This window comes from Desulfovibrio sp. 3_1_syn3 (genome assembly GCF_000145315.2).
GTDB lineage: Bacteria > Desulfobacterota > Desulfovibrionia > Desulfovibrionales > Desulfovibrionaceae > Desulfovibrio > Desulfovibrio fairfieldensis.
This window is the reverse complement of record NZ_ADDR02000002.1, coordinates 104,579-129,258: the sequence shown is the minus strand read 5'-3', so window position 1 is coordinate 129,258 and position 24,680 is coordinate 104,579. Positions and strand designations below refer to the sequence as shown.

16 protein-coding genes are annotated in these 24,680 nt (G+C 63.2%); 6 read left to right on the top strand and 10 right to left on the bottom strand.

Going from position 1 to position 24,680, the window contains the following annotated elements; translation table 11 throughout:
• Positions 1-114 precede the first annotated feature (114 nt).
• From HMPREF0326_RS11855 to HMPREF0326_RS11850, 3 genes are all read right to left on the bottom strand, one after another.
• Positions 115-8,547, bottom strand: a complete 8,433-nt coding sequence (locus HMPREF0326_RS11855) for a VCBS domain-containing protein (RefSeq protein ID WP_008685050.1) — start codon at positions 8,545-8,547, stop codon at positions 115-117.
• A gap of 426 nt (positions 8,548-8,973) precedes the next feature.
• Positions 8,974-9,204: a hypothetical protein gene (locus tag HMPREF0326_RS16260; RefSeq protein WP_008685051.1), complete on the bottom strand. Its 231-nt coding sequence runs from the start codon at positions 9,202-9,204 to the stop codon at positions 8,974-8,976.
• A gap of 70 nt (positions 9,205-9,274) precedes the next feature.
• Positions 9,275-11,827, bottom strand: a complete 2,553-nt coding sequence (locus HMPREF0326_RS11850; RefSeq protein ID WP_020990567.1) for a tetratricopeptide repeat protein — start codon at positions 11,825-11,827, stop codon at positions 9,275-9,277.
• A 179-nt stretch (positions 11,828-12,006) separates the two neighbouring features.
• On the opposite strand from HMPREF0326_RS11850, the gene HMPREF0326_RS11845 reads away from it, so the two are divergent.
• The 4 genes from HMPREF0326_RS11845 to HMPREF0326_RS11830 all read left to right on the top strand — a co-directional run bounded on the left by HMPREF0326_RS11845 (position 12,007) and on the right by HMPREF0326_RS11830 (position 15,617).
• On the top strand, positions 12,007-12,636 hold the full coding sequence (locus HMPREF0326_RS11845) for an MBL fold metallo-hydrolase (RefSeq protein ID WP_008685054.1): 630 nt from the start codon (positions 12,007-12,009) through the stop codon (positions 12,634-12,636).
• Positions 12,633-13,262, top strand: a complete 630-nt coding sequence (locus tag HMPREF0326_RS11840) for a flavodoxin family protein (RefSeq protein WP_008685055.1) — start codon at positions 12,633-12,635, stop codon at positions 13,260-13,262. Before HMPREF0326_RS11845 ends, HMPREF0326_RS11840 begins: the two co-directional genes overlap by 4 nt.
• Positions 13,259-14,062, top strand: a complete 804-nt coding sequence (locus tag HMPREF0326_RS11835; protein WP_020990566.1) for a ComF family protein — start codon at positions 13,259-13,261, stop codon at positions 14,060-14,062. Before HMPREF0326_RS11840 ends, HMPREF0326_RS11835 begins: the two co-directional genes overlap by 4 nt.
• Positions 14,063-14,429: 367 nt before the next feature.
• Complete coding sequence (locus HMPREF0326_RS11830; protein WP_020990565.1) at positions 14,430-15,617, top strand: DUF4198 domain-containing protein; 1,188 nt, start codon at positions 14,430-14,432, stop codon at positions 15,615-15,617.
• 93 nt (positions 15,618-15,710) lie between these two features.
• Here HMPREF0326_RS11830 and HMPREF0326_RS11825 read toward each other — a convergent pair whose 3' ends face one another.
• Positions 15,711-16,382: an NAD(P)H-dependent oxidoreductase gene (locus tag HMPREF0326_RS11825; protein WP_008685058.1), complete on the bottom strand. Its 672-nt coding sequence runs from the start codon at positions 16,380-16,382 to the stop codon at positions 15,711-15,713.
• Positions 16,383-16,939: 557 nt separating this feature from the next.
• On the opposite strand from HMPREF0326_RS11825, the gene HMPREF0326_RS11820 reads away from it, so the two are divergent.
• Together HMPREF0326_RS11820 and HMPREF0326_RS11815 are read left to right on the top strand one after the other, a co-directional pair.
• The gene (locus tag HMPREF0326_RS11820; protein WP_009302250.1) at positions 16,940-17,905 is read left to right on the top strand and encodes a Tim44 domain-containing protein; all 966 of its coding nucleotides are present in this window, start codon (positions 16,940-16,942) and stop codon (positions 17,903-17,905) included.
• Positions 17,906-18,004: 99 nt separating this feature from the next.
• Positions 18,005-18,400 (top strand): PaaI family thioesterase, encoded by a 396-nt coding sequence (locus HMPREF0326_RS11815; protein ID WP_008685060.1) that lies wholly within the window; start codon positions 18,005-18,007, stop codon positions 18,398-18,400.
• A 199-nt stretch (positions 18,401-18,599) separates the two neighbouring features.
• Here HMPREF0326_RS11815 and HMPREF0326_RS11810 read toward each other — a convergent pair whose 3' ends face one another.
• The 6 genes from HMPREF0326_RS11810 to HMPREF0326_RS11785 form a co-directional block, all read right to left on the bottom strand.
• Positions 18,600-19,781, bottom strand: coding sequence for a hybrid sensor histidine kinase/response regulator (locus HMPREF0326_RS11810; protein ID WP_009302248.1), 1,182 nt, complete (start codon positions 19,779-19,781; stop codon positions 18,600-18,602).
• A 307-nt stretch (positions 19,782-20,088) separates the two neighbouring features.
• A complete protein-coding gene (locus tag HMPREF0326_RS11805; RefSeq protein ID WP_008685063.1) occupies positions 20,089-20,559 on the bottom strand; it encodes a response regulator in 471 nt (156 codons plus the stop codon).
• 711 nt (positions 20,560-21,270) lie between these two features.
• The gene (locus HMPREF0326_RS11800; RefSeq protein WP_008685064.1) at positions 21,271-21,927 is read right to left on the bottom strand and encodes a hypothetical protein; all 657 of its coding nucleotides are present in this window, start codon (positions 21,925-21,927) and stop codon (positions 21,271-21,273) included.
• Positions 21,924-22,328 carry a response regulator gene (locus HMPREF0326_RS11795; RefSeq protein WP_008685066.1) on the bottom strand — a complete coding sequence of 135 codons (405 nt, stop codon included), beginning with the start codon at positions 22,326-22,328 and terminating at the stop codon, positions 21,924-21,926. Before HMPREF0326_RS11795 ends, HMPREF0326_RS11800 begins: the two co-directional genes overlap by 4 nt.
• Before the next feature lies 1 nt (position 22,329).
• Entirely contained in the window at positions 22,330-24,072 is a 1,743-nt protein-coding gene (locus tag HMPREF0326_RS11790) for a sensor histidine kinase (protein WP_009302246.1), read from the bottom strand.
• Between the two features lie 171 nt (positions 24,073-24,243).
• Positions 24,244-24,675 (bottom strand): hypothetical protein, encoded by a 432-nt coding sequence (locus HMPREF0326_RS11785; RefSeq protein WP_008685068.1) that lies wholly within the window; start codon positions 24,673-24,675, stop codon positions 24,244-24,246.
• Positions 24,676-24,680 lie beyond the last annotated feature (5 nt).

Below are 24,680 nucleotides of genomic sequence, written 5' to 3'. Positions count from 1 at the left end.
TGTTTCGCTCGCAAACGCTCGCTCAACTGGCTAAAGCCCCTTATGCAAAAGGCCCGTGCCGGGAATCCCGGCACGGGCCTTGTTTATACCGGACGCTGTCCGGCTGTATGTTTTTTAGCTGTTTTCCATCTGCACCTGGGTCATAGCCTGCTCGGTCTGCGCCTGCATCGTATCCACATGCACGTCCGAGCCCACGGTCACAGTCACGTCGCCGTTGGTATAGGCGTGGTAGCCGTCAGGGGCATCGTCCGCCTTGGTCCAGCCGTCGCCCAGCGACAGCGAGCTATCGTTCACAGTGATGCCGATGTTGCTCAAGGCGTCCATATTGGTCAGATTCGAAACGTCTTCGCCGCTGATGATCACTTCCACATCGGTGACGTTGGAATCAAGCTGCCCGCCCTGGAAGAGCGAATCCATATTGTCGCTGCCTACCAGGAGCACGTCCATGCCGGAACCGCCGTCAATGACGTCATTGGGGTGATACATCATGATGTCGTTGCCGTCGCCGCCGTATAGGTGGTCCACAGCCGTGTCGTCGCCGCCGTCCAGAAAGTCGTTTCCGGCTCCGCCGTAGAGGTAGTCGCTGCCCGCTCCGCCATACAGGATGTCGTCGCCCTGACCGCCGGAGAGGATGTCGTCGCCCTCGCCGCCGTGCAGGGTTTCCGCCCCTTCGCCGCCGAACAGCACCTGAGCGGCGTCGGCATGCGCGTCACCGAGGTTGCCGCCGGCGCTGGGTGAAGGTGTGGCAAGGCTGACGTCCACATGGCCCGAGACGGGATCGTTAAGGTTGTCGGACACCGTGTAATCAAAGTGTTCGGTCAGGTCATGGCCTTCGGCGTGAGCAGCGGCCAGATCCTTGAGGTTATCCGCCGAGGTATCCAGCGTATAGCTGTACTGGCCGGTATTCGCGTCAAAGTGCAGTGTGCCGAACGTCCCCTGCACGTCGCCCTGGGCGTTCATATCCGCAAAGTCATAGTGCAGCGCGTCGCCCTGCTCCTGGCCGTGAACCGGCACGTCATGCGTCGGCAGGCTGTTGTCGTGCTGGTCGGCGTTAGTGTCGTTGGACGTGATGCTGAAGTCCGCGTCCGGCACCAGGCCGGTCAGGCCCAGCACCAGGGCCGCCTGGCCGATCTGCGGAGCCTTGTTGGTGCCGTCGATGGTCACAGTCAGATTCTTGGACGTGGCGCTGTCATGCCCGTCGCTGACCTTGATCTGGAAGCTCAGGTTCTCCTTGTCGCCTTCCTTCATACCGGCCTGCACGGCGGGGTCGGCCTCGAACCTGTATGTCCAATTGCCGTCAGCGTTTTCGGTAAAGCTGAACGTGCCCTTGCCGTCGATGGTCACGACGCCGCCCTCCCCAACCGGGTATTCCTGGTCGCCGATCACCACGGACAGGGTGTGGCTGTCGTTGGCATCCACGTCGTGGAAGTTCAGGGAACCGGCATTATTGGCCGCCGTGGCCGTATCAATGACCGGCGCGTCGTTGGTGCCTTCAATATGCACGGTCACGGTCTTTTCCGTGGTCGCGCCTTCCGCGTCCGTCACCGTCACGGTGAAGGTGTCGGTTCTCGTTTCACCTTCGCCCAGGACTTCGGCCCGCTCGTCCAGAGTGTACTTGTAGGTCCATTGGCCGTCTTCACCACGAACCAGTTCCACCTTGCCGTAGCTGCCGTCAGTAGCGGTGACGGACGTCACCGTGCCGTCCACATCCTTGGCAATGAATGAGCCGGACAACGAATCCGCGCTGTCCGCGCCGTTTTCCACCACCGGGCTGTCGACGTTGGGCTCCAGATCAATGGTCAGGTCCGGCGCGGTATTGGTGCCGGTAATGTCCACCTTGACGTTCAGGCTGGTCTCATTGTCCTGGCTGTCCGTCACCGTCAGAATCACCGAGGTTTCCGTGAGGCTGCCCGAGGTCAGGGCGCGCACGGCATCGGACTCGTTATTCAGGTCGAAGGAGTACGTACCGTCCTGGTTGACCCTGAATGTACCGAAGTCATTGGTAATGCTGCCGTCGTCATTGAGCACCGCATTGTGCAGGGGCTTGCCGTCGGCGTCCGTGGGCACCTTCAGGCCGTAGCGCAGCGCGCCGTCAGACTGATCCACGCTGTCCGCATCATAGGCTGTGGCCTGGCCGCTGTCGCCGGCCCTGTCACTGTCGCCCTCGCGCACGGTCAGCACCTTGTCCACGGAGAGCACCGGCGCGTCATCCTTGCCGGTGACGTTCACCGTGATCTCCACGGTGCTGGTCTTGCCGTGTTCGTCCGTGGCCGTGATATGGAAAGTGTCCGTGCCCGGATGGTCGGCGTCCAGGCCCTGCACGGCCGGATCGGCGTTGTTCAGGGTGTAGACATACTCGCCGTTCACCAGTTGCAGGGTGCCGTACGTACCCTGCACCACCGTGCCGCTCCTGCCGTCCTCGGCAGTGGCGGTAAAGGTCAGGTTGCCCATGCCCTCGTCGTCATGGAACAGGCCGCGCAACATGCCGCTGTCCGTCAGGGTTCCGTCCTCGGTCACAGCCAGGGTCACGTCGGTCGCCGTTACTTCCGGACCATAGTTGGTTCCGTCGATGGTGACGGTCACATCCTGCGGCTCGCTGTAGTCCTTGCCGTCGTAAGCCACCACCTGGAAGGTCTCGCTCAGATGCGTACCGGCGGTGAGATGCACGATGCCGCCGGGATAGTTCTGTACCAGATCCTGCGGCAGCTTGTTCGTATCCAGATGGAAAGTGTACGTGCCGTCGGGGTTGATTTCAATGGTGCCGTACTCGGTCGGCATGGACGTGACATGGTTGCCGTCCTGGTCAACGAAGTAATACGTCACCGATTCCGTGCCGCCGGTGGGCTTGCCGTCCGCGTCCAGCGCGTGGTCAATGTCCGTGGCCGTCACCGTGCCCGTGGCCGTCATGTCGCTGGTCAGGCCGTCGTGGCCCGTCTCACCGATGGACGCATCTGTTGCGCCGGTGATGACCGGGGCGTCATTGGTGCCGTAGATGTCGATCGTGATCTTGGCGTCCGAGCCGCCGACTCTCACCACCTGGCCGTTGAGCATCAGGGTGAAGTCCTCGGTGACCTTTTCGCCGTCGGCCAGACTCTGCACCAGGCCGGGCTTGCCGTCCTCGCCGTTATACAGGGTGTAAGTGTACTTGCCGGTGACCGGATCAATGATCAGATAGCCGTACTGGCCGTCCACATGGATGGCGCCACCGTCCGCGGCGCTGCTCTGGACCTGCTGGCCGTTCGAGCCCTGGATGCCGAAGACGCGGTCCGGAGCATCCGTTCCATCATCCCACTTGGCCTCAAGCCTGCCTTCAAAGGTCGTCGTCTCCACATGATCGGTGGCGCTTATATCCCTGCCGTCTTCCGACACGGAGCCGTGCAGAATGCTGCTGTCGTCGAATTCCAGGCTGTGGCCGGGATATTCGCCGCCGCCCTGGCCGGGATCAGCCGGATCAATGGTGATGGTGATATCATGGCCGCTCTCGGACATGGCGCCGTGCGGGTCCACCACCACGACCTGAGCGTGGTCGAGCAAATCCTTTCCCGCTTCCTGCGCGGCCTTGAGCGCGGTGTCGAGATCCGTGCTTTCGTTATCCAGCGTATACTTGTAGTGGGTGATGATGGTACCGTCCGCCGCCGTTTCATAGGTCAGGGTGATGGTGCCGTAGTCGGTCTTGAGCTCGGTGACGGGATTGCCGTCCTCGCCCACCAGCATGTAACGGAGGCCGGTCTGGTCATCCACGTCGCTCATGGCGTCCTTGGGCAGGGTGCCGGTAAAGATTACGCCCGGATGGTCCGTGTCGGAGGTCTGGCCGTCGTCTTCAAAGACGTCCTGCTGCACCTTGCCGATGAAGGCCGCCTCGTGATTCTCACCCACGGTCAGGACCGGCTTGTCATTGGTGCCCTTGATCTCGATGGTGATTTCCCGTTCAACGGTCTTGCCGCCCTCAATCACCGCCTGGACCTTGAAGGTTTCGTACTTGGACTCGCCGTCGTTCATGGCCTGGACGAGAGCCGAGCCGTTTTCGCTCAGGGTATAGGTGTAGCTGCCGTCGGGGTTGACCGTGAGCGTGCCCAGCGGCTGACCGTCAGCCCCGTCCGCGAAAGCGGTCTGGCCTTCATTGCTCCAGGTCGCATGGCCCGTATCCTCGGCATCCACGATATGGTCGAGGCCGAGCTGGCCGTGGATGGCCGGATCTTGGGCGGCGTGGTTGACGTCCTCACCACTGTCTTCCCGGATGGAGGTCTCGCCGCTGACGGTGATGACCGGATTGTCCGCCGAGCCGGTGACGTCGATGACCAGCTTGCCCGAGGTAGAGGCGTTCTGCGGGTCGGTGACGCGAATGTTGAAGTCTTCCTGAGCCAGAATATCCTGCTCGGAGAGCTTCTGCCCCGCGTTCAGGGATTCCAGCAATTCGGGATGGGTCAGGGTGTACTTGTACGAGCCGTCCTGGTTCAGTTCCAGCACGCCGTACTTGCCCTCCACGACCTGCACCAGCTTGCCGTCATGTTCGATGCTGAAGCTGAGGTCGCCGGGGTTGTGCTCGGCATCCGGGTCGTCGGCAACCAGTTGGCCGGAGATGACCGTGTTGCCGTTTTCCACCAGCCCGTCCGCCGTGATTTCGCTGCTCTCCACCCCATCGACGGTGAAATAGGGCCGGTCGTTGGTGCCGTGGATATAGAGATCCAGCTTCTGGCTGGTGACCATGTCGTCGGCATGCCGGTCGTCGCGCACGGCCAGATCGTAACCGGCCAGCTTGAGCAGTTCGCCCGCGTTGAGGGCGTTGACGTCGGCGTTGTCCGCCAGGGTAAAGGTATAGTGGCCCTCGGCATCGATGGTCAGGGTGCCGTAGAGCTTGCCGTCCTGTATCACGTCGACGGAGCCCGCGTGGAACGTGCCGTCAGGGTCGGTGAAGCCGTAGACCAGATGGTTGACGCCGTTTTCGTCCACGGGATTGTCCACCGGCGTGACTTCAAACGTGCCGCCCGCCGTCTGGGACGCGTGGTTGTCCACGTTGGTATTGAAGTTCACCCCGTCTTCGGTGACCTGGACGACTTGAGCGTCGGTGGAATCAAGACGGATGGCGTCGTCCTGGCCGTGGATGGTGACGGTGACCTCCTTGATGTCGAACGCGCCCTGCGAGTCCTTGACCACCACGTGGAAGGTTTCGGTGCGCGTTTCGCCCGTGCGCAGCTCCTGCACGGCCTCGCTGCCGTTGTTCAGCGTATAGGTATACTCGCCCGTCTTCGGGTCAATGCTCAACGTGCCGTAGGTTCCGTCCATAGTGGAAGACATGCCGGGCGTGTGGCCCTGATCCGTATGTTCCATATCATTGGCCGTGATGCCGAAGGTGAAGCTCTCGCCCCTCGCGCCGCCCTGGTCCGGGTCGGTCACGCCGACCGTGCCGGAGGCGGTCAACGTGCCGTCTTCCGTCACGCCCAGGTCCGGCTGGTTCAGCGTCAGCTCGGGCTGGTCGTTAGTGCCCTTGATGTTGGCCGTGGCCCAGGTTTCCAGCGTGCCGCCCTTGCCGTCGGAAACGGTGAAGTGGATGTAACGCTGAATGGTTTCCCCGGCGTTCAGTTCCTGAACCGTCTGCGCGTCATTATCCAGCACAAAATAGTACTTGCCCGTGGCGGGATCGAGATGGAAGACGCCGATGTCGGTCTTGTAGGTCAGCCAGCCCTGATCGTCCGTGCCGGTTTCGCCCTGCCAGGCGCCGGGATTATGCGTGTCGGACGCGTTTGCGTTGAGAGAATAGGTCAGCTCGTCGCCTTCCCAATCCTTGATGACGTTCTGGCCGGTCTCGCTCCGTTCCTTGCCGTCCGTGGCGGTGTTGCCGCCCGGCACCACGCCGGCTTCCACCACGTTCACCTGGCTGCCGTTCACCAGATAGGGATTGTCGTTGCTTCCGGTGATCTCCACCTCGACATGTTCTTCGGAATACGCGCCGTGCTCGTCAGTCACCCGGATCGTGTAGCCGTTGCCGCCCGTGGGGTCCACCTTCTGGCCTTCGGCCAGCTTCTGGGTTTCCGGCGACTTGTTGTCCAGCTCGTACCAGTAGCGGCCGGTATTCGGATCAATGTGCATGGTGCCGTACTGGTCGGGAACCGAGGTGATCGGATTGCCGTCCGCGTCGTTGCCGAAGCTGTAATGGAGTTCGGCGCCGTGGTCGACATCCGCGCCCGTGGCCTGGCCGCCGTCGGTATTGGTATACTCATTGCCGGAATTCGCGCCATGTTCCGTCACTTCCAGCTTGGCATTGTCCACCGTGAGGGTAGGCTGATCGTTGGTGCCCTCCACGGTCACGCCCAGCATGTGATGGCCCTGCGCGCCGTATTGGTCCGTCACTGTCGTGGTGAAGTGAAAGTCGAACTTCTCGCCCTGGGCCAGATGATTCGCGGCTTCGGTATTCAGAACAAAGGTATAGTCCCCGGTCACGGTGTCCAGGGTCAGGGTGCCGTAGTTGGTTTCGATGGTCTGGACGGCATGGCCGGTCGCCGGGTCGGTGGACATGGTGCTGCTGTTGATGAGCAGGGATTCCGTCACCTGCTTGCCGTCGGCCCCGACAACAGGCTGGCGGTTACCGCCGGAGCCGGTATACATATTGACTGTAATGCCGGACTCGTTGATGCCGCCTTCCCTGCCGTTCACGTCGATGCCGTAGGTCAGCCGGGCGTCATTATCCCGGTCGCTGCCCTGAAGAGTGCCTTCCACCTCGACGCGATGGTGATCCGGAAACACAAAACCGTTGTCCTTGCCGTCGGGCGTGGTGGATTCGTTGCCGCCCGGAGCCACGCCGTCCTCGCGCACATGCACCTTGCTCCAGCTGATGGTCGGGGCCTCGTTGGTGCCTTCAATGCAGATGGTCAGGCTGCTGTTGCCGGTCAGTTCGCCGTCCGAGGCGCTGACATCAAAGGTCAGGTTCCACTTGTCGCCCTGGCCCATGGCGTCCACAAAGCCGCCCGCGTCGGTATTGAGCTCAAAACTGTAATGGCCGTCGGCGTCCAGCGTAAAAGTGCCCGCTTCGGTGACGATGGTGGTCGTGCCCGCGTCGTCGGTGCTGACGCTGAGAACCTTGAGCGTCGTCGTTTCATCGGCATTGTCGGGATTGGTCAGGGTCAGCTCGCCGCCCGCGACGATGCCGGAGGTGACCACGCCGTAGGTCAGGTCCGACCCTTCGTGGTCAAAGCCCTGAAGCTGTCCCTCAAAGCCGAGACGATGCTCGCCGCCGGGAATATGGCCTTCACCGCCGGTGTAATCCTTGGTGGCGCTATTGGCTGACGCGGCGTCTTCGCCGAACACGCCCATATCCTTGACGTGCTCGGTCACGGCCGTGATGACGGGCACGTCGTTGGCGCCCTTGATGGTGATGTCCAGCGGGACTTCGGCATGCGCGCCGTGTTCGTCCGTAACCACCACGGTCACGCGCTGGGTCACGTCGTCGCCGTCGCCGCTGAGCTTCTGAACGGCTTCGCTGTTCTTGTCCAGGGTATAGGTGTATTCGCCGGTATCCGGATCAATGGTCAGGGTGCCGTATTCGTCCGTAATGCTGGTAATGGGATTGCCGTCGCCGTCCGTGCCGAAGCTGTAGTGCAGGTCATGGCCCGCGTCCGGGTCGTCGCCCAGGGCCGTGCCGCCGTCGGTGATGGCGCCTTCCGCCGCGTTCGCGCCGTCGTCGGTGACGGTAAGGTGGTCCTTGCCCAGTTCCAGAGTGGGCACGTCATTGCTGCCCACCACGTTCACAGTAACGGTCGTGGTGGCCGTGCCGCCGCGCCCGTCGCTGACCTGGACGGTGAAGTTCTCGTTCACCACATCGCCCTCGGCCAGGCCGTTGGCCTTGTCGTTATCCAGTACGTAGGTATAGGTGCCGTCGGGATTGATGGTGATGGTTCCGTAGGCCGTGGTGATGCTGGTAACCAGGCTGCCGTCGGGAGCCACGAAAGCAAAATGCAGCGCGTCGCCGTCGGGATCATAGGCATTGACCTGGCCGCTCGCCGTGGGAACGCCCTCCTTGGCATCGTTGCCGCCCACAAATACACCGGCTTCCACCACGCTCACCGTGCCGCTGATGGAAATCACGGGCGCGGCGTTGGTCTCCCCGGCGTCCGGGCTGACCACGCCCAGGGCGTCCACGTCCTCGGCAGAGGGCCGGTCCAGATTCATGCCCCAGTCCAGCTCGTTCAAATGGTTGATGCCGTCGAGCAGGTCGCTGTTGCCCAAGTCGCTATAGCGGGCGGCGCGGGCGGCGGCTCCCGCCGCCGGACCGGCGGCGGGCATCAGGTCTGGACCGAAGGCGCTGAAAAAGTCCGCCCCGGCCACCAGGGTGCCGTCCACTTCAAAGTCCGGCATGCTTTCCTGGGAATACTGGGTGTAGAAATTGGTAAGCTGAATGCTGGAGCCGTCGTCAAAACTGAAGACGAGGTTGTCTCCCGCGCGCTCCATGGTAGCCTGATCCGTAGGGAATTGCAGGACCAGGCGGGAATCGGCCACACTTTCCAGAACTGTATGCTGTCCCGCTTGCGGACGGGTAAGGATGATATCTGCCATTGTATTTGCCTCGTTGGTTCGCGGGGAAAGGCCCAGAGGCCGTCCCGTCAGTGCTTGGCGATTTGTTCCGGTATGCAAAACGCGCGCCGCCGGAAAACCGGCACCGCCGCGCCCGCGCAAAAAATGCGGAGCGCAACGGCATCAGCGCCGCGCAATCGGTAAGGGAAGCGGCAGAAAGAGAGAGGGGAAACATCCGCGGCTACGGCCGAAACGCGCCTGAAAAACGCGTCCGGCGCGGAAAATCCGGCGGACAATTTCGTTGAGGCCGCAAACACGCGATCACTGCGGCAACGCGGTGCCGACAGGAACGGTATATTGCGGGAATCTCTTTAAGAGGCGTAAGGAATACGCCCGGAAAGGCAAGACGGGCGAACCCACGGGGCGGCTCGCGCTATGGCTGAAGACACGTTTTTGGTGCGTATGCTTTCACCATGCACTTTTTACATAGACGGCCCGCACGGTTCTGTCAAGAGGAAACACCGCGCGGGCCGCCGGATCACAGCCGTTCACCGGAACGTCGACACAAGCCGGGAAGGCGGCGCGCCGTCGGGAGAGTATTTTACGCTTGAAATTATCGCTTAACGGCGAAGTAAATTCGCCTTGCGATAATTTCGCGGTGCGGATTTTCACGGAAAAAACGCTCTGGGCTCCAACCATTCCCCGTCGCCGCATGGTTCAACAAGGTGCTGGATTTACAAAAGAAGCAATCCATATCCCGTTTGTGGTTTCAGGCCAGCAACGCCCGCGCGTCGGCCACACGCGCCTCATCCTCACGATCCAGCGCGCGCAGGGCGCGGGCCAGGGTCTGCCAGGCTTCCGGCCGGTCGTGCAGGCCCGCGCTCTTGCGCGCCAGCAGCTCGGCCATGGCCGGGTCTTCATTGCCGTCCAGATAGATTTTAGCCAACAACAACATGGCCGCCGCGTCATTGGGATTGCGCAGCAGGGCTTCGTGCAGGAGCTCCCGCGCCTCGCCGCCCCGTTTCTGGCGCGCGGCCACCCGGGCCAGATGCCGCCGGGCCGGACTCGGCGTGCCGGGCCGGGCGTCCTCAATGGCGGCGGCCCGCTCGTAAAAGCGGCGCGCCTCGCCGCGTCGGCCGCCCTGCTCGCAGAGCTGGCCCAGGCGGATATGGGCAAAGAGATGGTCCGGCGCAATTTTGACGCATTGGCGGTAATAGCGGGCGGCGGCGCGCCGTTCGCCCAGATTCTGGCAGACCGTGCCCAGATTGTAGCAGATCTGCGCGGCGCGGGCCTCGTCCGGGCTGTGTTTGAGAGCTTCCAGGAAATGACGGCGCGCTTCATGCTGGCGGCCCAGGGCTGCCATGCACACGCCCAGTGAGTTCCAGGCCATGGCGTTGCCCTCGTCAGCCAGCAGAGCCAGTTTGTATTCCTCCACCGCGCCGAAGACGTCGCCCAGGCTGTAGCGCCTGTCCGCGCTGATGTTCAGGGCCAGGGAATTGCAAAGGCCCGCCTTGGGCTCGGGCAGGAGCAGCGCGTATTCCAGAGCCTTGAGCGCGCAATCCTGCATTTCCGCCTTGCGGAACTGCAAAAAAGGATATCCGGCCAGTCCGGCGGCCGTCGCCAGACCGTGCTTTTTCAAACCTTCGCAGAGCTGGGCGTACACAGGCAGCAGATCCTCAGCCGCGCGGCCGGGATGAAAGAAAATCAGGCTGTTGCTGCCGTAGCGCCCGCCAAAGGGCTCGGCACGCCCGGCGTCTTCCGCCGCCGTGGCCCGGACCGGCGCGAGCAGGGCCCGCCAGAGCTCCAGCGCCTTGCGCATGCCGCGTTCGGGCTCACTACCGGCGCGCGCGCCGCTGGGAGCCAGGCGCGCGATGACCAAGGCAAAACGCGCGCATTGCTCCCGCTCACGCGCGAATCTTTTCAAAAAGTCGCCGTGACCGTGTAAATCGCCCTGCGCGCCCTGCTCCTCCCGCTCCGTTGCGGCACGGGACGGGGCGTCCGCCGACGCATTCTTCCCCGGCGCGGCAGGCTGTGCCGGGGCCATGGCGGCCTGCTCCGTCCGGGGTTCGCTGCCCGGCGTTTTTTCCTCAGAGCCAAGGCCGGGAACATCCGAAATGCCTTCCAGAGCATTTTCCATATCCGAAGGACTCAGAACAGGCAGTCCGTCCAGCAGGGCCAAGCTGTCGCCCGGCTCCGGAATCACGGCCGCGTCCTCCAGATGCAGGATTTCAGCCACGGCATCCAGTTCCCGGACATGCAGCAGTACGATTTCGCCTTTATAGCAGGCCGCGTCCCGCGCGCCGCCGGACCAGACCGCGAAACGCAGACCCTCACGGGCCTTGGCCTGCCTGCCCAAGCTGATCCGCAGACGGCCCAGAGGCAGATTTTCCAGCACCACGCCGCCGTCCTGAAGGATGCGGGCAAAGGGCATGATCCGGCTTTCGCCGCCCAGACCGGCCCCGCTCTGCCCCTGGGCGGCCACGTCGGCGGCCAGGCGGGCCCGGGCCATAAGCTGGCGGGCCTGCTCGAACATGGGCAAGACCAGTTCCGGCCCCTGCATGTCCTGGGGATAGAGCGCGTGTCCGGCGCAGAGCAGGGGGCGCACCGGCTGCCGGGTCAGGGGACCGGGCAGGCTCACGGCTTCCATGCGGCCCAGAACGGCGCGGGCCAGCTTGTGGCAGGCCCCGCGTCCGCTGGCGGACAACAGCAGAGCATATTCGTACCGGCCCACGCGCGCGGCCAGTACATCCGAAGGCAGACCGGCGCGGCAGGCCTCGGCCACATGCCGCAGAAATTTTTCACTGAAGGCAAAACCGATCTGGCGGGCCATCTCCTCGCCGTTGCGCAGACGCAGCACCACAAGTCCCATGCACAGGCGGTGCAGGGGCGCGGGCCTGCCGTCGGGCTGGGCCGGATCATCCAGGTGAGCGCGCACCCGCGCGGCCTCATCTTCCATGCGCGCATACAGGGCGTCTTCCGTCGCCAGGCCGGTAACCGCGTCCGTGCGCGCGGCCCTGGAGCGGGCCAGGTTTTCCAGGCAGAGCGCGACCACGGACGGCAGCGCGGGCAGAAGCGGCCGTACTTCGCGCGCGCGTACTCCGTGAAGCATGAGCACGCCCAACAATTCCTCCCGCCAGACCAGCGGCAGCAGAAGACGACGCTCGCGCGGCAAAAACTGCGGCGCGTCCGGCGGGTTTTGCGTGGGAAAATACAGGGCGTGCCCTTTGAATGTAAAAAAGGCGGCCAAGCCGCTGCACAACAGGCCTTCCATGTCCATCAGATCGCCGCGCGCGAGATTCAGATCCTGCGGAATTTGCTTCATCTTTTCAGTGTAGTCCGGGGGGTGGCCGATTGTCTAGAGAATATCTTGAAACCCTCGCCTCCCGCCGGGCCGCGCTCCCGCATTCCCCCGTTGTTTCTCCCGTTGTTCCGCCTCTTGCCCGCGTTGCCCCCGTGGTATAGCATTGCGGCCATACTATATTATTTTGCAGAGGACATCACATGCCTGTAGCCACCTTCCCTCTGGGGCCCTTGCAGACCAACAGTTACCTTATCCACAACGCCGCCGGTCAGGCCGTGGCTGTGGACGTGGGCGGCGAGCCCGCGCCCATGCTTGAATATCTGACGGAACACAAACTTACCCTGGCCGCCATCTGCCTCACCCACCGACATTTCGACCACCTCTACGGCGTGGCCGAACTGGCCGGAGTCACCAAGGCAGTGGTTTACGCCCCCACGGGCGACGACAGCCTGGCCGAGACCGAATCCGGCAAGGGCGGCATATGGGGTTTCCCGCCGGTGCCGCCTTTCGACAGCCTGCCCATGCCCACGGGATCGGCCAGCTTCGGCGGCATGGAGTGCCGGGTGCTTGAGACGCCGGGCCACACGCCGGGCGGGGTATCCCTGTACTTCCCGGCGGAAAAGCTGGTCTTTACCGGCGACGCCCTCTTTTACCGCTCCATGGGCCGCACGGACTTCCCCGGCGGCGACCAGGCCACCCTGCTGCGCTCCATCAAGGATGTGCTTTTCACCCTGCCGGAAGACACCACTGTCTATCCGGGCCATGGCCCGGCCACCAGCATCGGCGACGAACGCAAAAACAATCCCTTCTGCGGCGAGTTCCGGGCGTGAACCAGATTCTGGCGCTCCTGTGCAGCCCCCGGCCCGGCGGCGTTTCCGACAGCTTGGCCCGCCTTTTTGCCGAAGGCGCGGCCGAGGCCGGGGCCGAAGTACGCCTAGAGCCTTTGCGCCGGTACAAAATCGCGCCCTGTATCGGCTGCGGGGCCTGCGCCAGGCCGCCCCATGCCTGCGTGCTGGCCAGGGGCGACGATCAGGCCGAGGAACTCTTTGCCCTGTTCCAGGCCGCACCCCTGGTGCTGCTGGCCGCACCCATCTATTTTTACGCTCTGCCCGCTTTTTTCAAGGGCTTCATCGACCGAAGCCAACGCTTCTGGGCCGCGCGGGCCTACGATCACGGCCCCAGGGCAGGGCTGCCCCGGCCCCCGGTCAAACCGGTGCTGGCGGCTTTGTCGGCCGGCAGGCCGCGCGGCGGGCAGTTGTTCACGGGCGCGCTGCTGACCCTCAAATATTTTCTGGCCCCGCAGGACGCCCGAATTCAGGAAAAACGCCTGCTGCGCGGCCTGGACACGCCGGAAGACCTGGCGGCACGCCCGGCTGTCTGCGACGCGTTGCGCGCCTGGGGCCGTCACTGGGCGCAACGGCTCGAAGCCCGGACAGATGACGGGCAAAGTGCGTGATTCCCGGTTTTCTGCGGCGCTGGTGCCGGGCCCTCGGGCTGAGCCAGACCCGTTGCGCGCATTGCCTGCGCCCCTTCTCGCCCCTTGAAACCGCTTCCGGCGCAAGCCCGGCCACCGGCCCCGGCGGGGCCGCCGCGCCGCTCTGCCCGGAATGCTGTTTGCTTTTCCTGCCGTATAACGGCCCACGCTGCCCCCGGTGCGGCCTGCCCCCGGTGGAGATAGGGACGGGCAAACAGACGGCGGATGCGTCGTCCCGGCCCGCCCCGCTCAGCCGTTGCGGCCAATGTCTCCAGGAAGACCCGCCCTGGGACGGCCTGGCCTGTTACGGCCTTTACGAAGGCGCGTTGCGCGACGCCCTGCTGCGGTTGAAATTCGGGGGCGAGCTTTCCCTGGCCCCGCTGCTCGGGGCCTGCCTGCTGGAAGCCTCCCGCTGTCTGCCCCGCCCCGACGCCTTGCTGGCCGTGCCGCAGCATCCGGCCCACCTGCGCCGCCGGGGCTTCAACCAAGCCCACGAGCTGGCCAAGGCCCTGCACCGCCTGACGGGCCTGCCCCTGCGCCCGGAGCTGTTGCACCGCGTCAAACCCGCGCCTCCCCAGGCCGGACTTGCCGCCGCCCAACGGCGCCGCAACGTGCGGCGCGCTTTTCAGGCCGCGCCCGATGCCGCGAGCCTGTGCCTCTGGCTCATTGACGACGTGATGACCACGGGCAGCACCCTGGCCGAGTCCTGCCGGGCCCTGCGCGCGGCCGGGGCACGGGAGACACGCGTGCTTTTCGTGGCCCGGACGCCCCGGCGGGACTAGTGGCTGTCTCTAAGAGCAGTTTGCGCTTGAAATTATCGCTTAACGGCGCAGTAAATCCGGCTTGCGATAATTTCGCGGTGCGGATTTTCAATATTAAAACGTTCTAAAATGCGGCTTGCGACCCCACAGCGCGCATGACAACGCCCCACCCTTTTGCTAAGCTAAACCGGGCGCGGCAATAGTTGCTTTCAGTGCCTGAAAGCCGTGTTTCACACGGCAACGGGCAGTTCCGCGGAACACCTTTCTCGGGACGCCGCAGCCCATTTCTGAGTTCTGGTCGCGTTGACAAGCTCAACGCTTTCACCCTTGCCGCGTGAAGATGCAAACGCGGCCCTACAATGCCCTTCTGATGCCGCCGGGAGATCCCATGTCACGCGCCTTTTTCTTCACGCCCCGCGTATTTTTTTGGCCGCTTCCGGCCTGCCTGTGGCTGCTTGTGCCGCTGTGCTGTCTCACAATCGCCCATCCCGCAGCCGCCCAGGTGACGTTGCTGGTGCCGAGCCAGCCCAGCATTGAAGCTCCGGCCAAGCCGGACACCCCGGATAAATCGGATAAAACGGCCAGGGCGGACAAAATGGACAAGACCGAAAAAGAGACTTCCCTGGCCAAGGGCAAGGAAGAACAGAAAAAAAATACTACGGAGCAGAAAATCGCCCAGACTCCGCCCAGTCCCGCAGCAGAGACCGCTCCGGCTCCAAAGCCGCAAAACAATGAGACCACGGCGAGCCAACAGGCCGACGGGCGCTCTCCGGCGGCGCCCGCTGCCGCCGCTACGACGGAAACCAATGGGCAGGACGCCGCTGTTTCCGGCGAAGCAGCCAAGCCCGAACCTCCCCAGGCGCCGCCCATCTCCGAGGAAGTGGACGTGCTCATCAGCATGATGCGCCCCTTCCGGCACGAGGGCCTGCCCATGGACATGCCGCAGCTCTTCGCGGTGCTGCGCTACGACGACAACACGCCCGCCAAGGACGGCGTCCTCCAGCCCGAACGGCACGACCTGCTGGGCGATGTGGAGGAAATCCGCTATCTGGACCAGAAGGCCTGGGGCGCCAATGTGGCTCTGAGCCGCCCGGGTCTCTATCAGTTCGTCATTGAGGCCCGCCCCTGGTGGGATGCCGCCCGCGACCGCTTTGTGCAGCATTACGTCAAGACCACCCTGCCCGTGTACGGCGTGGAACGCGGCTGGGAACTGCCCGTGGGCCAGCACTTTGAAATCCAGCCCCTGACCCGTCCCTTCGGCCTGACGGCCCCGGCTCTCTTTTCCGGCCGCGTGCTGTTCAACGGCAAGCCCCTGGACAACGCGCCGGTGCGTATGTCCCGCATCAATACGGACAAGCAAAGCGCGCCTACGCCCTGGCAGGAAGAACTGGCGGCCCGTACCGACAAGAACGGGCAGTTCGCCTTTGTTCTCAATCAGCCCGGTTGGTGGTGCTGCGCGGCCGTTGCCGCCGGTGACCCGCTCAAAGGGCCGGACGGACAGTCCAAGCCACTGGAGCTGGGCGCGCTGCTCTGGCTTTATGTGGACGGCGCGTCCGCCGAGCCCCGCAAGCATTAGCATATATTTATCCGGCCACGCCCGAAAAAACCGAGAGCCGGACAGAAGTCCGGCTCTCCTTGTTTCAGCTCATTACAACAGCCGCAAGCGGCATTATTGCACCCAACGCACCACGGCCTCTTCCGGCTGACGGGTTTTGGCCCGGGGCTCCCGGACGCGGTAGCCGAAGGCCACCATGCAGGCCACACCCCAGCGGGCCGTGTCCAGCAGGTCCTCACGCGCCAGCACATCTTCCAGGTCCGCCTTGTGGAAGCCCTCAATGGGGCACGAATCCACGCCCAGCAGCGCGGCGGCGGTCATCATGTTGCCGAGGGCGATATAGCACTGGCGGGCGGCCCATTCGAAACCGGCCCGTTCATTGCCCGTCAGGGCAAAGTCCTTGTCCAGAAATTCCCGATATTTTTCCGTGCGCGGGCCGGAAATATCCTCGGAGAGATGCTGGGTATCGCGCATGATGGTGTCCTGAATATACGGGGAATCGGGATCCAGTTCGGCGGGCTTGCGGGCCATGATGACCACAAAGTGGCTGGCCGTGGGCAGCTGGCGCTGCGCGCCCCAGCTCACGGCGCGGATTTTCTCGCGCAGGCCGTGATTCTGGACCACCAGAAACTGCCAGGGCTCAAAACCGAAAGAGCTGGGCGACAGGCGGCCGCCTTCCAGAATAGTATGAAAGTCCGCGTCGCTGATTTTCTTTTTCGGGTCGAATTCCTTGCAGGCGTGGCGGAAGTGCCAAGCCTTCATAAGCATATCTGTCATATGGGACATGGGGAATACTCCTTGCTATCGTCATTGAGCCGGGTGGATGCCGTAACGGCGTCCATACCGGTCTGATTCCGTTGTAGCGCGGCCGGGAGGCGCTGCAAAGAGGAAAATTCTCCCCGGTCAGGGCAGACGCATCTAAAAAAACGCGGCCAGTGTATTTCTAATTTAATTATTTAAAACAGTTAATACACGCTACGGAGTTGGGTAAAGCCACCTTTGCTCCGCCGGAGCGAAGCGTAGGCGGATGGCTGGTGCCGGGAGAATCCTAAAAACTAAGATTTTTCGGCGCTGGCAAGGAAAATGGTGCTTTTTGCGCGGAATGTACTCAAGTACATGAGCAGCAAAAAGCGCCAGATGACGCCGCCAGCGCCAAAAAGGCTGGTTTTGACGGATAATCTCGTCAAACAAGAGGTCAGCAAAAGCTGAAATTAGATGCGTCTGCCCTGTCTCCCCGGTGTGGCGGCCTTGCCTTTTCCCCACAAATCCATATAGTATACATGATGCGCGTAGAGATGTGAAGCCGCGCCAGTCTTTAACCACCCCCGCCATGGGAGTTTTGCATGAAAGCAAGTGCCATTCTGACCGGAATATTTCTGCTTCTTTCCGCTTTTGTTCTCACCCTGCCTGAACCGGTCGACGCCGCGCGCATGGGCGGCGGTCGATCCTTCGGCGGCAAGCCCTTCATGAGCAGCCCGGCGCCCGCGCCGACCATGCGCCAGCAGACGCCCAACGCGCAACGCCAGCCCATGAACCAGGCCCAGGCCGGTCAGACCGCCGCGCAACGTCCCGGCCTGTTCGGCGGCATGGGCGGCCTGTTCGGCGGCCTGCTGGCAGGCACGCTGATCGGCTCCCTGCTCTCGGGCAACGGTTTCGGAGGCGGCGGCTTCATGGACATCATCATTATCGGCCTGCTGGTCTTCCTCGGACTCAAGCTCTTTGCCCGCTTCCGCAACCGTCAGGCGCCCGCGCCCGCAGGGGCCGGCGCGCAGGGCGCTTCGACCATGGGCGGCTTGCACGGCGATTTGCGTGAGGACAGCGCATCATCCCAGGGCATGCGCCGCGACAACGCGGCGGCCGGTTGGGACGTCCTGCGCAACGCGCCTCAGGGCGGAGCGGGCCAGGCGCAGGCCTTTGACGCCGCGCCTAGCGTGGATGTACCCCAGGGGTTTGACGTTGACGAATTCCTGCGCGGAGCCAAAATGGCCTACAGCCGTCTGCAAAACTCGTGGGACAAACGCGATTTGGACGACATCGCCCAATTCGCCACGCCTGCCGTGCTGGACGCCGTGCGCGAGCAGCTGGAGGCCGAGCCCACCCCCAGCACCACGGAAGTACTTTTGGTCAACGCGCAGTTGCTGGGCGTGGAAAACGACGGCGACGAACAGCGCGCCCAAGTCTTCTTTGACGTGTTGATGCGCGAAAGCCCGGATCAGCAGGCCCCGTCCTCTGTGCGCGAGGTCTGGCACTTTGTGCGCCCGATCGCGGGCGGCTCCTGGAAGCTGGACGGCATCCAGCAGGTGGACTGAGCGCCCAAGCGCCATTCCGCCCACACCCCGAATGCATAAGGCGCGGGCCGGAAGCAAGAGCTTTCGGCCCGCTTTTTTGGAACTCATTGGAGAAAAACTATGGAAAACTATGTGGCCAAGCACGATAAACTGATGCGTCATCTGCAAATGACCATTGAAAGCGCCAGCCGGGATTACGCCAAGGTGAGCATGCCCCTGACCGAGAATCACAAGAACGGCATGGGCGTGGCTCACGGCGGGGCCATCTTTTCCCTGGCCGATGTGGCTTTCGGCGCGGCGGCCAATGCCGGTCGGGAAACCGGCGTGGTCAGCCTGAGCACCACCATTGAATTTCTGCGGCCCGGCAAAACCGGCCCGCTCACGGCGGAAGCCCGCGTGGTGCGCGACGGCCAGCATGTGCAGAGCTATGACGTGCAGGTTTTTGACGGCTCGGGCGCGCTGATCGCCAGAACCATGGCCGCCGGTTTTCTGACCGACGTGCCGCTGCCCCGCTAGGGGCTGTTTCTGAATTGGGGAGTTTTGCCTTTCCAGCACAGCTCCTGGAGTATTTAACACTAGAAAATGCTCTAAACGCGGTTCGGGCCCGCGCGACCTGCAACACAACAAGAACGGCGTTCCGGGAACAGAATTCCGGAACGCCGTTCCAGCCTGATGACAAACCCCGCGTACGCGGGGTTTGCGCCGCGCGCAGGGCTCAAGCCACGGCGACAGGAATCTCGGTTTCCAGACCCAGCGGCAAGCGAAGGCTGAAGACCGCGCCGCCGTCTTTGCCGTTGGCGGCAATCAGCTCGCAGCCGTGCCCGTGCGCCAGGGATCGCGCCACGGTGAGGCCCAGACCGGCATATTGTCCGAAACGGCTCTCGCGGGTGCTGAAAAAGGGCTCGAAAATGTGCGGCAACACGTCCGCAGCAATGCCGGGCCCGCTGTCGGCCACCCGCAATTCATACCAGCCCCGTTCTTCCCCGGTCCGCGCCGCACTCCCGCCCTGTTCCGCGCTTTTGCCCTGATCCTCGCGGAGCACGCGGGCCGAAATACGCAACAGGCCGCCCTCGGGCATGGCGTCCAGAGCGTTCTCCACCAGGTGCAGGCAGATCTGCTGCAGTTCCAGCGCCGAGCCCAAAGGACGTTCCGTGCGCGTTTGGGGCGGAAAATCCAGTTCACAGCGCACACCCGCACCGTCCAGGCGCGAACGGGTCAGCTCCAGCACCCTGTCGAGCACGGCGGGCACATCCAGCGGCTGAATGCGCGCGTCCATGCCGTGCCCCACCATGAGCAGCTTGCGGGTGATCTCGCGCACCCGCAGGCTCTGCACGCGGATGGTCTCCACGGCCGTGCGCATGTCCTCCAGATCCGGCAGGGCGGCGGCCTCCGGTTCGCCCAGGCTGTCCTTGATCAGCCCGGCGGCCTGAACCATGATATTCAGCGGATTGTTAACCTCGTGGGCCACGCCTTCGGCCACCCGCCCGAGGCTGCGCAGGCGGGCCGCCTCGGCCAGGCGGGCCGCCTGACGGCGGGCCGTGGCACGCTCCCGCGCCTTGGCGCATTCCGCCAGAATGCCGTCCACGGACACCGGCTTGGACAGCCAGTTCCGCGCGCCGCGCCGCATGGCCTGCACGGCCTTGCCCATATCCGCCGCGCCGGAAAGCATGACCACGTCCAAGTCGGGATGGCGCTCACGCAGGAGCTTGAGCAAAGCCACGCCGTCCATGCCCGGCAGGCCCACATCCAGAAAGACAAGATCCCACTCGCCCTCCGCCACCATAACCAGGGCGGCCTCCGCATCGAGAGCCACCCCGGCCTCTATGCCGCGCAGATCCAGGCGTTCGGCCAGGGGCCGGACAAAAGCCGCTTCATCATCCACCAGCAGTACGCGCATGGGCCATACCTCAGAGCAGAATACGCCTGAACCCGTAGCAGGGCGGATTCGCCCGTTCTTAGAGCATGTTGCGCCTGAAGTTATCGCTTGACGGCAAAACAAGCCCGCATTGCGATACCAGCGCTGCCGTCACTTTTCGTAAGCGCGGCAAACCGCGTCACGGCCGGCGTTTCGCTGTGCGGATTTCTCGGAAAATCCGCACAGCGCGTAGAGATATTTTCAATATCAAAACGCTCTACAGCATGTTGCGTTTGAAATGTTGCACAGTTCAAACGAGAATTGCTCTAAAAGGGCGAGGCGCTCCGGACTACTTGTGCTCGGCCAAAAGATCCTTTTCATTGAGCACATCGCGGGCCGCCTCAAAATCGCCGCCCTCGGCCATGGAAACCGCCACCATGGCGTTTTCCAGCTTGTCGCGGTAGGCCATGCGGATGCTGCTGAGTAACTCCTCGATATCCATGGGTTTTCTGAGAAAATTGTACGCGCCCATGCGGTAGGCGGTCTGCTCTTCGGCGTCGCCGCCGTGGCCGGTGAGAATGATCACCTGCACCTGGGGATTGCTCTTTTTGACGTTGCGCAGCACCTCAAAGCCGTCCATGCCGGGCATGCGCAGGTCAAGCACGATGACGTCCGTGGGCAGTTCCACAGCCTTGAGCGCCTCCGGGCCGTCATAAGCCACGCGGGCCTCAAAGCCGCGCATGGCCAGGCGCTCGGCCAGGGTGTCCACAAACTGCTTCTCATCGTCCACCAGCAAAATTTTGATGTCTTCCTTGGTCATGAACCACTCCTTGGTCCGGCCTGGCCGGTATCCGTTAGAGCAATTTCACTTTGAAATTGCTCTGGCCGCTGCGGAAGCAGCCGCCCGCCGCGAGGCATAAGCGCAATTTACTTGCGCTGTTAAATGCTGAAACGGGCGTCCTCAAAACTTTAAGATTGTACAATCTTAAAGTTAGCCTTCTCTAGAACAGATTACCTTTGAAACGCTTTGCGTTTCAAAGGGGGCATTCCGGCAAAAAGCGCTGTTATCGCTGCTGTCGATCCCCGTATGGCTCCGTTGTCGCCAACGGGGACAGCCCTTCGGGCTGCCTTCGATCGCTTTTCCGGAATCCACGCCGCGTTGCTCCCAATGCCTGTACGCCCTTTGGGCTACAGGCACGGCCCTGCGGGCCGCCCGTCGGGTCGGTCTTCGCGGCGCGCCTCACCGTGTTCGGCGTTAGAGCATTTCAACGTTGAAATGCTCTAGTGTCATATCACACCCGAACTGTCGTAACGGGCGTGAGGATCGGCTGCGGCGCACATTCCCTTACGGGGTTGCGCCCAGTGTCGCTTGACGCGGCACTGGTGCCTGATTGCAAAAGTTTCGAGCATAGTTATGCTCTCAATTTTCGCAGGATCGTCAGCGAAAAAGCGTGGTTTTCGCTGACTCACGGCGGCTACGCCGCCGCAAAACCCTAACGGGTTTTGTGTGTCTAATTTTTCAAATTAGACACTAATTGCTTTCGGAATCACGCGCCGCGAGGGAAAGGAAAAAGCGTCCCCCGGCGTCGCGCCAAGGCATCAGCACGGCCTGCCAGCCGGGCCTGAGGCCATTGAGCAGAGGGCTGCCGGTCAGGGCCGACAAGGCCAGATCGGCATTGGCCCCTTCCACGACTTCAATGATGACACCCTCGGCCTTTTGCTGCCTGCCGGCGGTAAATTTGAGCGTCACCTGTCCGCCCACAGAGGCGCAGAGGTCAAAAATCTCCAGCAGGGAGCGCAAGACCTCCAGCGGGGGCACCGGAGCCCAGACCGGCTCCTCGTTCTCGCCGCTGACCAGACGCATCTGGGCGGCTCTGGCCTGACGCGCGGCCATGCGGCAGAAAATCCGGCAGACCCGGGCCAAGTCGCAGGGACCCGCGTTTTCATTTTCCGCGCCCCCGGCCTGGGCCATGAATTCCATGCCCTCGGCCAGAGCCGCGCCCTGCAGAATCTGGCTCTGCACTTCAGTCAAGGCCGCCAGGAGGCGCTCACCCCTGGGCAGGGCCGCTCCGGCCAGGGCGGCCATATCCTGCGCCAGCCCCGCGGACTCGCGGATCACGGCCAGGACGTTGCGCATATCATGGACGCCCGAGGCCAGCAGACGGGCCATGCACTGGCTGTCGTTCATGATCGGCCTCCCTGCGACGACGGTACACCGCCGGAACGCGCGCTCTGGGCCGCGGCCTCCAGCGTTTCCTGAAAAACGGCGAAGCTCAGGGGCTTGGTCAGGCAGGCAAAGGCCTGGGCCGCCGGGGCCACGCCCGTGTCGTCCACGGCGTCGTGCCCGGTGAGCAGAATGACCGGCAGCTCCGGATGCGCGGCCTTGATCCGGCGCAGGGTTTCGTCGCCGGGCAGGCCGGGCATGAGCAAGTCCAGCACGGCCACGTCCGGCACTTCATCCTCCACCGCCGCCAGAGCCGACGGCCCGTCGTAGACCACGCGCGTCGCATGGCCCCGCAGCGTAAGGCGTTCGGCCAGGGTTTCCACAAATTCCTTTTCGTCGTCAGCCAAAAGAATACGCAACGCCATTTCAGACCTCCACAGCGCCTTCAGGCGGCGTCAGCGGCAGGGTTATGCGCACCAGGCTGCCTCGCCCCTCTTCGCTTTCCACAACAATGTCTCCGCCCAGACGGCGCACGATGCCGTACGTGATGAACATGCCGAGGCCCGTGCCCTTGTCCTTCTTGGTGGAATAGAAGGGCTCGAAAATATGCTTGAGCACGTCCGGCGGCATGCCCTTGCCGTTATCCTTGACGCTCACGGCCACGCTGGCCTTGTCCGGACAGGAACAACTCACTTCGATGCGGCCGCCCTGCTCCACGTCGCTGACGGCATCCAGGGCGTTGCCCAGGATGTTCAGGAAAATCTGCTGTAACTGGCCACGGTCCGACACGATTTCCGGCAGGTCGCCGGGCAGGTCCAGGCAGAGCTGCACGCCCCGGTTCTTGGCCTCACGTTCCAGAAATTCAGAACTTTCGGTGATGACTTCCGCCAGGCGCAGGGACTGGCGGTTGGCCTCCATGCGGCGCGAGAAACCCAGCAAACGGTGAGTGATGCCGCGCGCCCGCTCCACCGTGCCTTCAATGCTCTCCAGAAGCGCGAGGATCCGCTCCCGGTGCTTTTCATAGCTCGCGCAATCCTTGCTCATGCGCAGGAAATCCAGAGCCAGACCGGCTTTTTCGTAAATCACGGCCAGGGGATTGTTGACCTCGTGGGCAACCCCGGCGGCCAGCCTGCCGATGGAGGAAAGTTTCTGATTATGCTCCATCTGGGCGAAAACAGCCACCCGCCGCTCGTCGCTGGCCTGGAGACGGCCCACCAGGTGCTTCATCAGCAGATGCGAAACCAATACAATGATCGCGATGCCGCCGCAGAGCACCAGCAGAAGCTCGGTGCGCAATGTGGTCCAGGGCCGGAAAGCCTCCAGACTGGGCTTCACGGCCAGCAGCATCAGATCCGTGCCCGCCAGCATGGTGGAGGCCACCAGCAGGGTGTGCCCCTTGTCGTCGGTCATGCGCCGCACCAGGGTCTCGTGGCTGGCCGGGGGCAGTTGAAAGGGCAGTTTGTCCAGAGCCTTGCCGTACAGGCGGGAACTGGTCTGCAGGACGCCCGCGCTGTCGCAGAGAAAGACGTCCGTGTCCTGTTCCGGCCCCACGGCGGACACCAGCTGCTCCAGGCGGGAGGTGTCGATGGTCACGCGCAGGGTCCAGGAACCGCCGTTTTCCTCCAGGCGGTGCACGGCGATGACCATGTGCGGAAAACCACGCAGGCCAAGGAAAGCGTTGCTGATGTAACGGCCCTTGATCTCGGCCTCGCGCAGCCAGGGCTGCCCCGCGTAATCCGCGCCCTTGAGCTTGTAGGGCCCCACATAGTCCACCTGACGGCCTTCCACATCCACCAGGCCCATGTCCACAAAGCCCTTGAATTCGCTCTTGAGGGCCCAGAAAATGCGGTTCAGCGTCTTTTCGTCGGCCAGATCCTTGAAGCTGTAGGCATGGGCGATCAGGCTCACGGTTGAGGCCCGTTCGCCCAGAAAGAGCTCCAGAGAGGCCTGGGACTTGCGCGCCAGGGCGTAGAGCGGGCTTTCCATTTCCCGCTCCAGGGTCTTCATGTACTGGACGTGGCTGAACCCGGACATGATCAGCAGAGGAGCCACGGAAACCGCCACCATCAACACGGTCATCAGCCGCCGGAGCGAGCGGTAGCGCGCCGGGGACACGGCCTCGGGCACTTCCAGCAACTGGCCGAAGTATTTTTTGATCGCGGCAAACATAGGCCCCTCCAGCATTTTCCGGCTCATACGCTTCCGCATGAACCCACATTAAAAAGACGGATTTTGTCCCCTGGCAAGGAAAACAAGTTTTTTACGACGGGAGTGGACTCTTTTCGTCCATGGCCAAGTAAAAAACGCCGTTTGACGCCGCCAGGGGACAAAAGACGCTTTTTAATGGCCGCCGGCGACGAGAATCCCCGAAGCCGCCAGACTCAACACCAGCACTTCCAGCAGGGCGATGGTCGTCATCAGCCATTGCTTGCGCCGGATCAGGCTCCAGGCCAGCTGCAAAAAGCAGATGATGGTCAGGGCCGCCAGAAACACGATGCCCAGGAAATTGCATATATCGCCCTTGCCCACCAAGGCAAGCCAGCCCCAACCCTGCGGGATGTGCCCGGCGGCGCGGTAGTCGGCCGCGCTGCCGGTCCAGAGGCGGGGCAGTTCGGTCAGGGGCACCTGGGGTTCAAGCACGCCCAGCACATAGAGGGCGTAGGTAATGAGCATAAGCACAAAACCGATGAGCGCGCCGTAAAACAGGGTGTCGGCATAGCGCAATTGCGCGGGCGAGGCCTTGATTTCTTTTTTCAGATCCACGGTATTCATAAGTC

What these genes read in the sequence shown, in the direction of transcription:
- HMPREF0326_RS11855 (WP_008685050.1), bottom strand. Translation starts at nt 8,547, where the DNA reads ATGGCAGATATCATCCTTACCCGTCCGCAAGCGGGACAGCATACAGTT.
- HMPREF0326_RS16260 (WP_008685051.1), bottom strand. Translation starts at nt 9,204, where the DNA reads ATGGTTGGAGCCCAGAGCGTTTTTTCCGTGAAAATCCGCACCGCGAAA.
- HMPREF0326_RS11850 (WP_020990567.1), bottom strand. Translation starts at nt 11,827, where the DNA reads ATGAAGCAAATTCCGCAGGATCTGAATCTCGCGCGCGGCGATCTGATG.
- HMPREF0326_RS11845 (WP_008685054.1), top strand. Translation starts at nt 12,007, where the DNA reads ATGCCTGTAGCCACCTTCCCTCTGGGGCCCTTGCAGACCAACAGTTAC.
- HMPREF0326_RS11830 (WP_020990565.1), top strand. Translation starts at nt 14,430, where the DNA reads ATGTCACGCGCCTTTTTCTTCACGCCCCGCGTATTTTTTTGGCCGCTT.
- HMPREF0326_RS11825 (WP_008685058.1), bottom strand. Translation starts at nt 16,382, where the DNA reads ATGTCCCATATGACAGATATGCTTATGAAGGCTTGGCACTTCCGCCAC.
- HMPREF0326_RS11820 (WP_009302250.1), top strand. Translation starts at nt 16,940, where the DNA reads ATGAAAGCAAGTGCCATTCTGACCGGAATATTTCTGCTTCTTTCCGCT.
- HMPREF0326_RS11815 (WP_008685060.1), top strand. Translation starts at nt 18,005, where the DNA reads ATGGAAAACTATGTGGCCAAGCACGATAAACTGATGCGTCATCTGCAA.
- HMPREF0326_RS11810 (WP_009302248.1), bottom strand. Translation starts at nt 19,781, where the DNA reads ATGCGCGTACTGCTGGTGGATGATGAAGCGGCTTTTGTCCGGCCCCTG.
- HMPREF0326_RS11805 (WP_008685063.1), bottom strand. Translation starts at nt 20,559, where the DNA reads ATGACCAAGGAAGACATCAAAATTTTGCTGGTGGACGATGAGAAGCAG.
- HMPREF0326_RS11800 (WP_008685064.1), bottom strand. Translation starts at nt 21,927, where the DNA reads ATGAACGACAGCCAGTGCATGGCCCGTCTGCTGGCCTCGGGCGTCCAT.
- HMPREF0326_RS11795 (WP_008685066.1), bottom strand. Translation starts at nt 22,328, where the DNA reads ATGGCGTTGCGTATTCTTTTGGCTGACGACGAAAAGGAATTTGTGGAA.
- HMPREF0326_RS11790 (WP_009302246.1), bottom strand. Translation starts at nt 24,072, where the DNA reads ATGTTTGCCGCGATCAAAAAATACTTCGGCCAGTTGCTGGAAGTGCCC.
- HMPREF0326_RS11785 (WP_008685068.1), bottom strand. Translation starts at nt 24,675, where the DNA reads ATGAATACCGTGGATCTGAAAAAAGAAATCAAGGCCTCGCCCGCGCAA.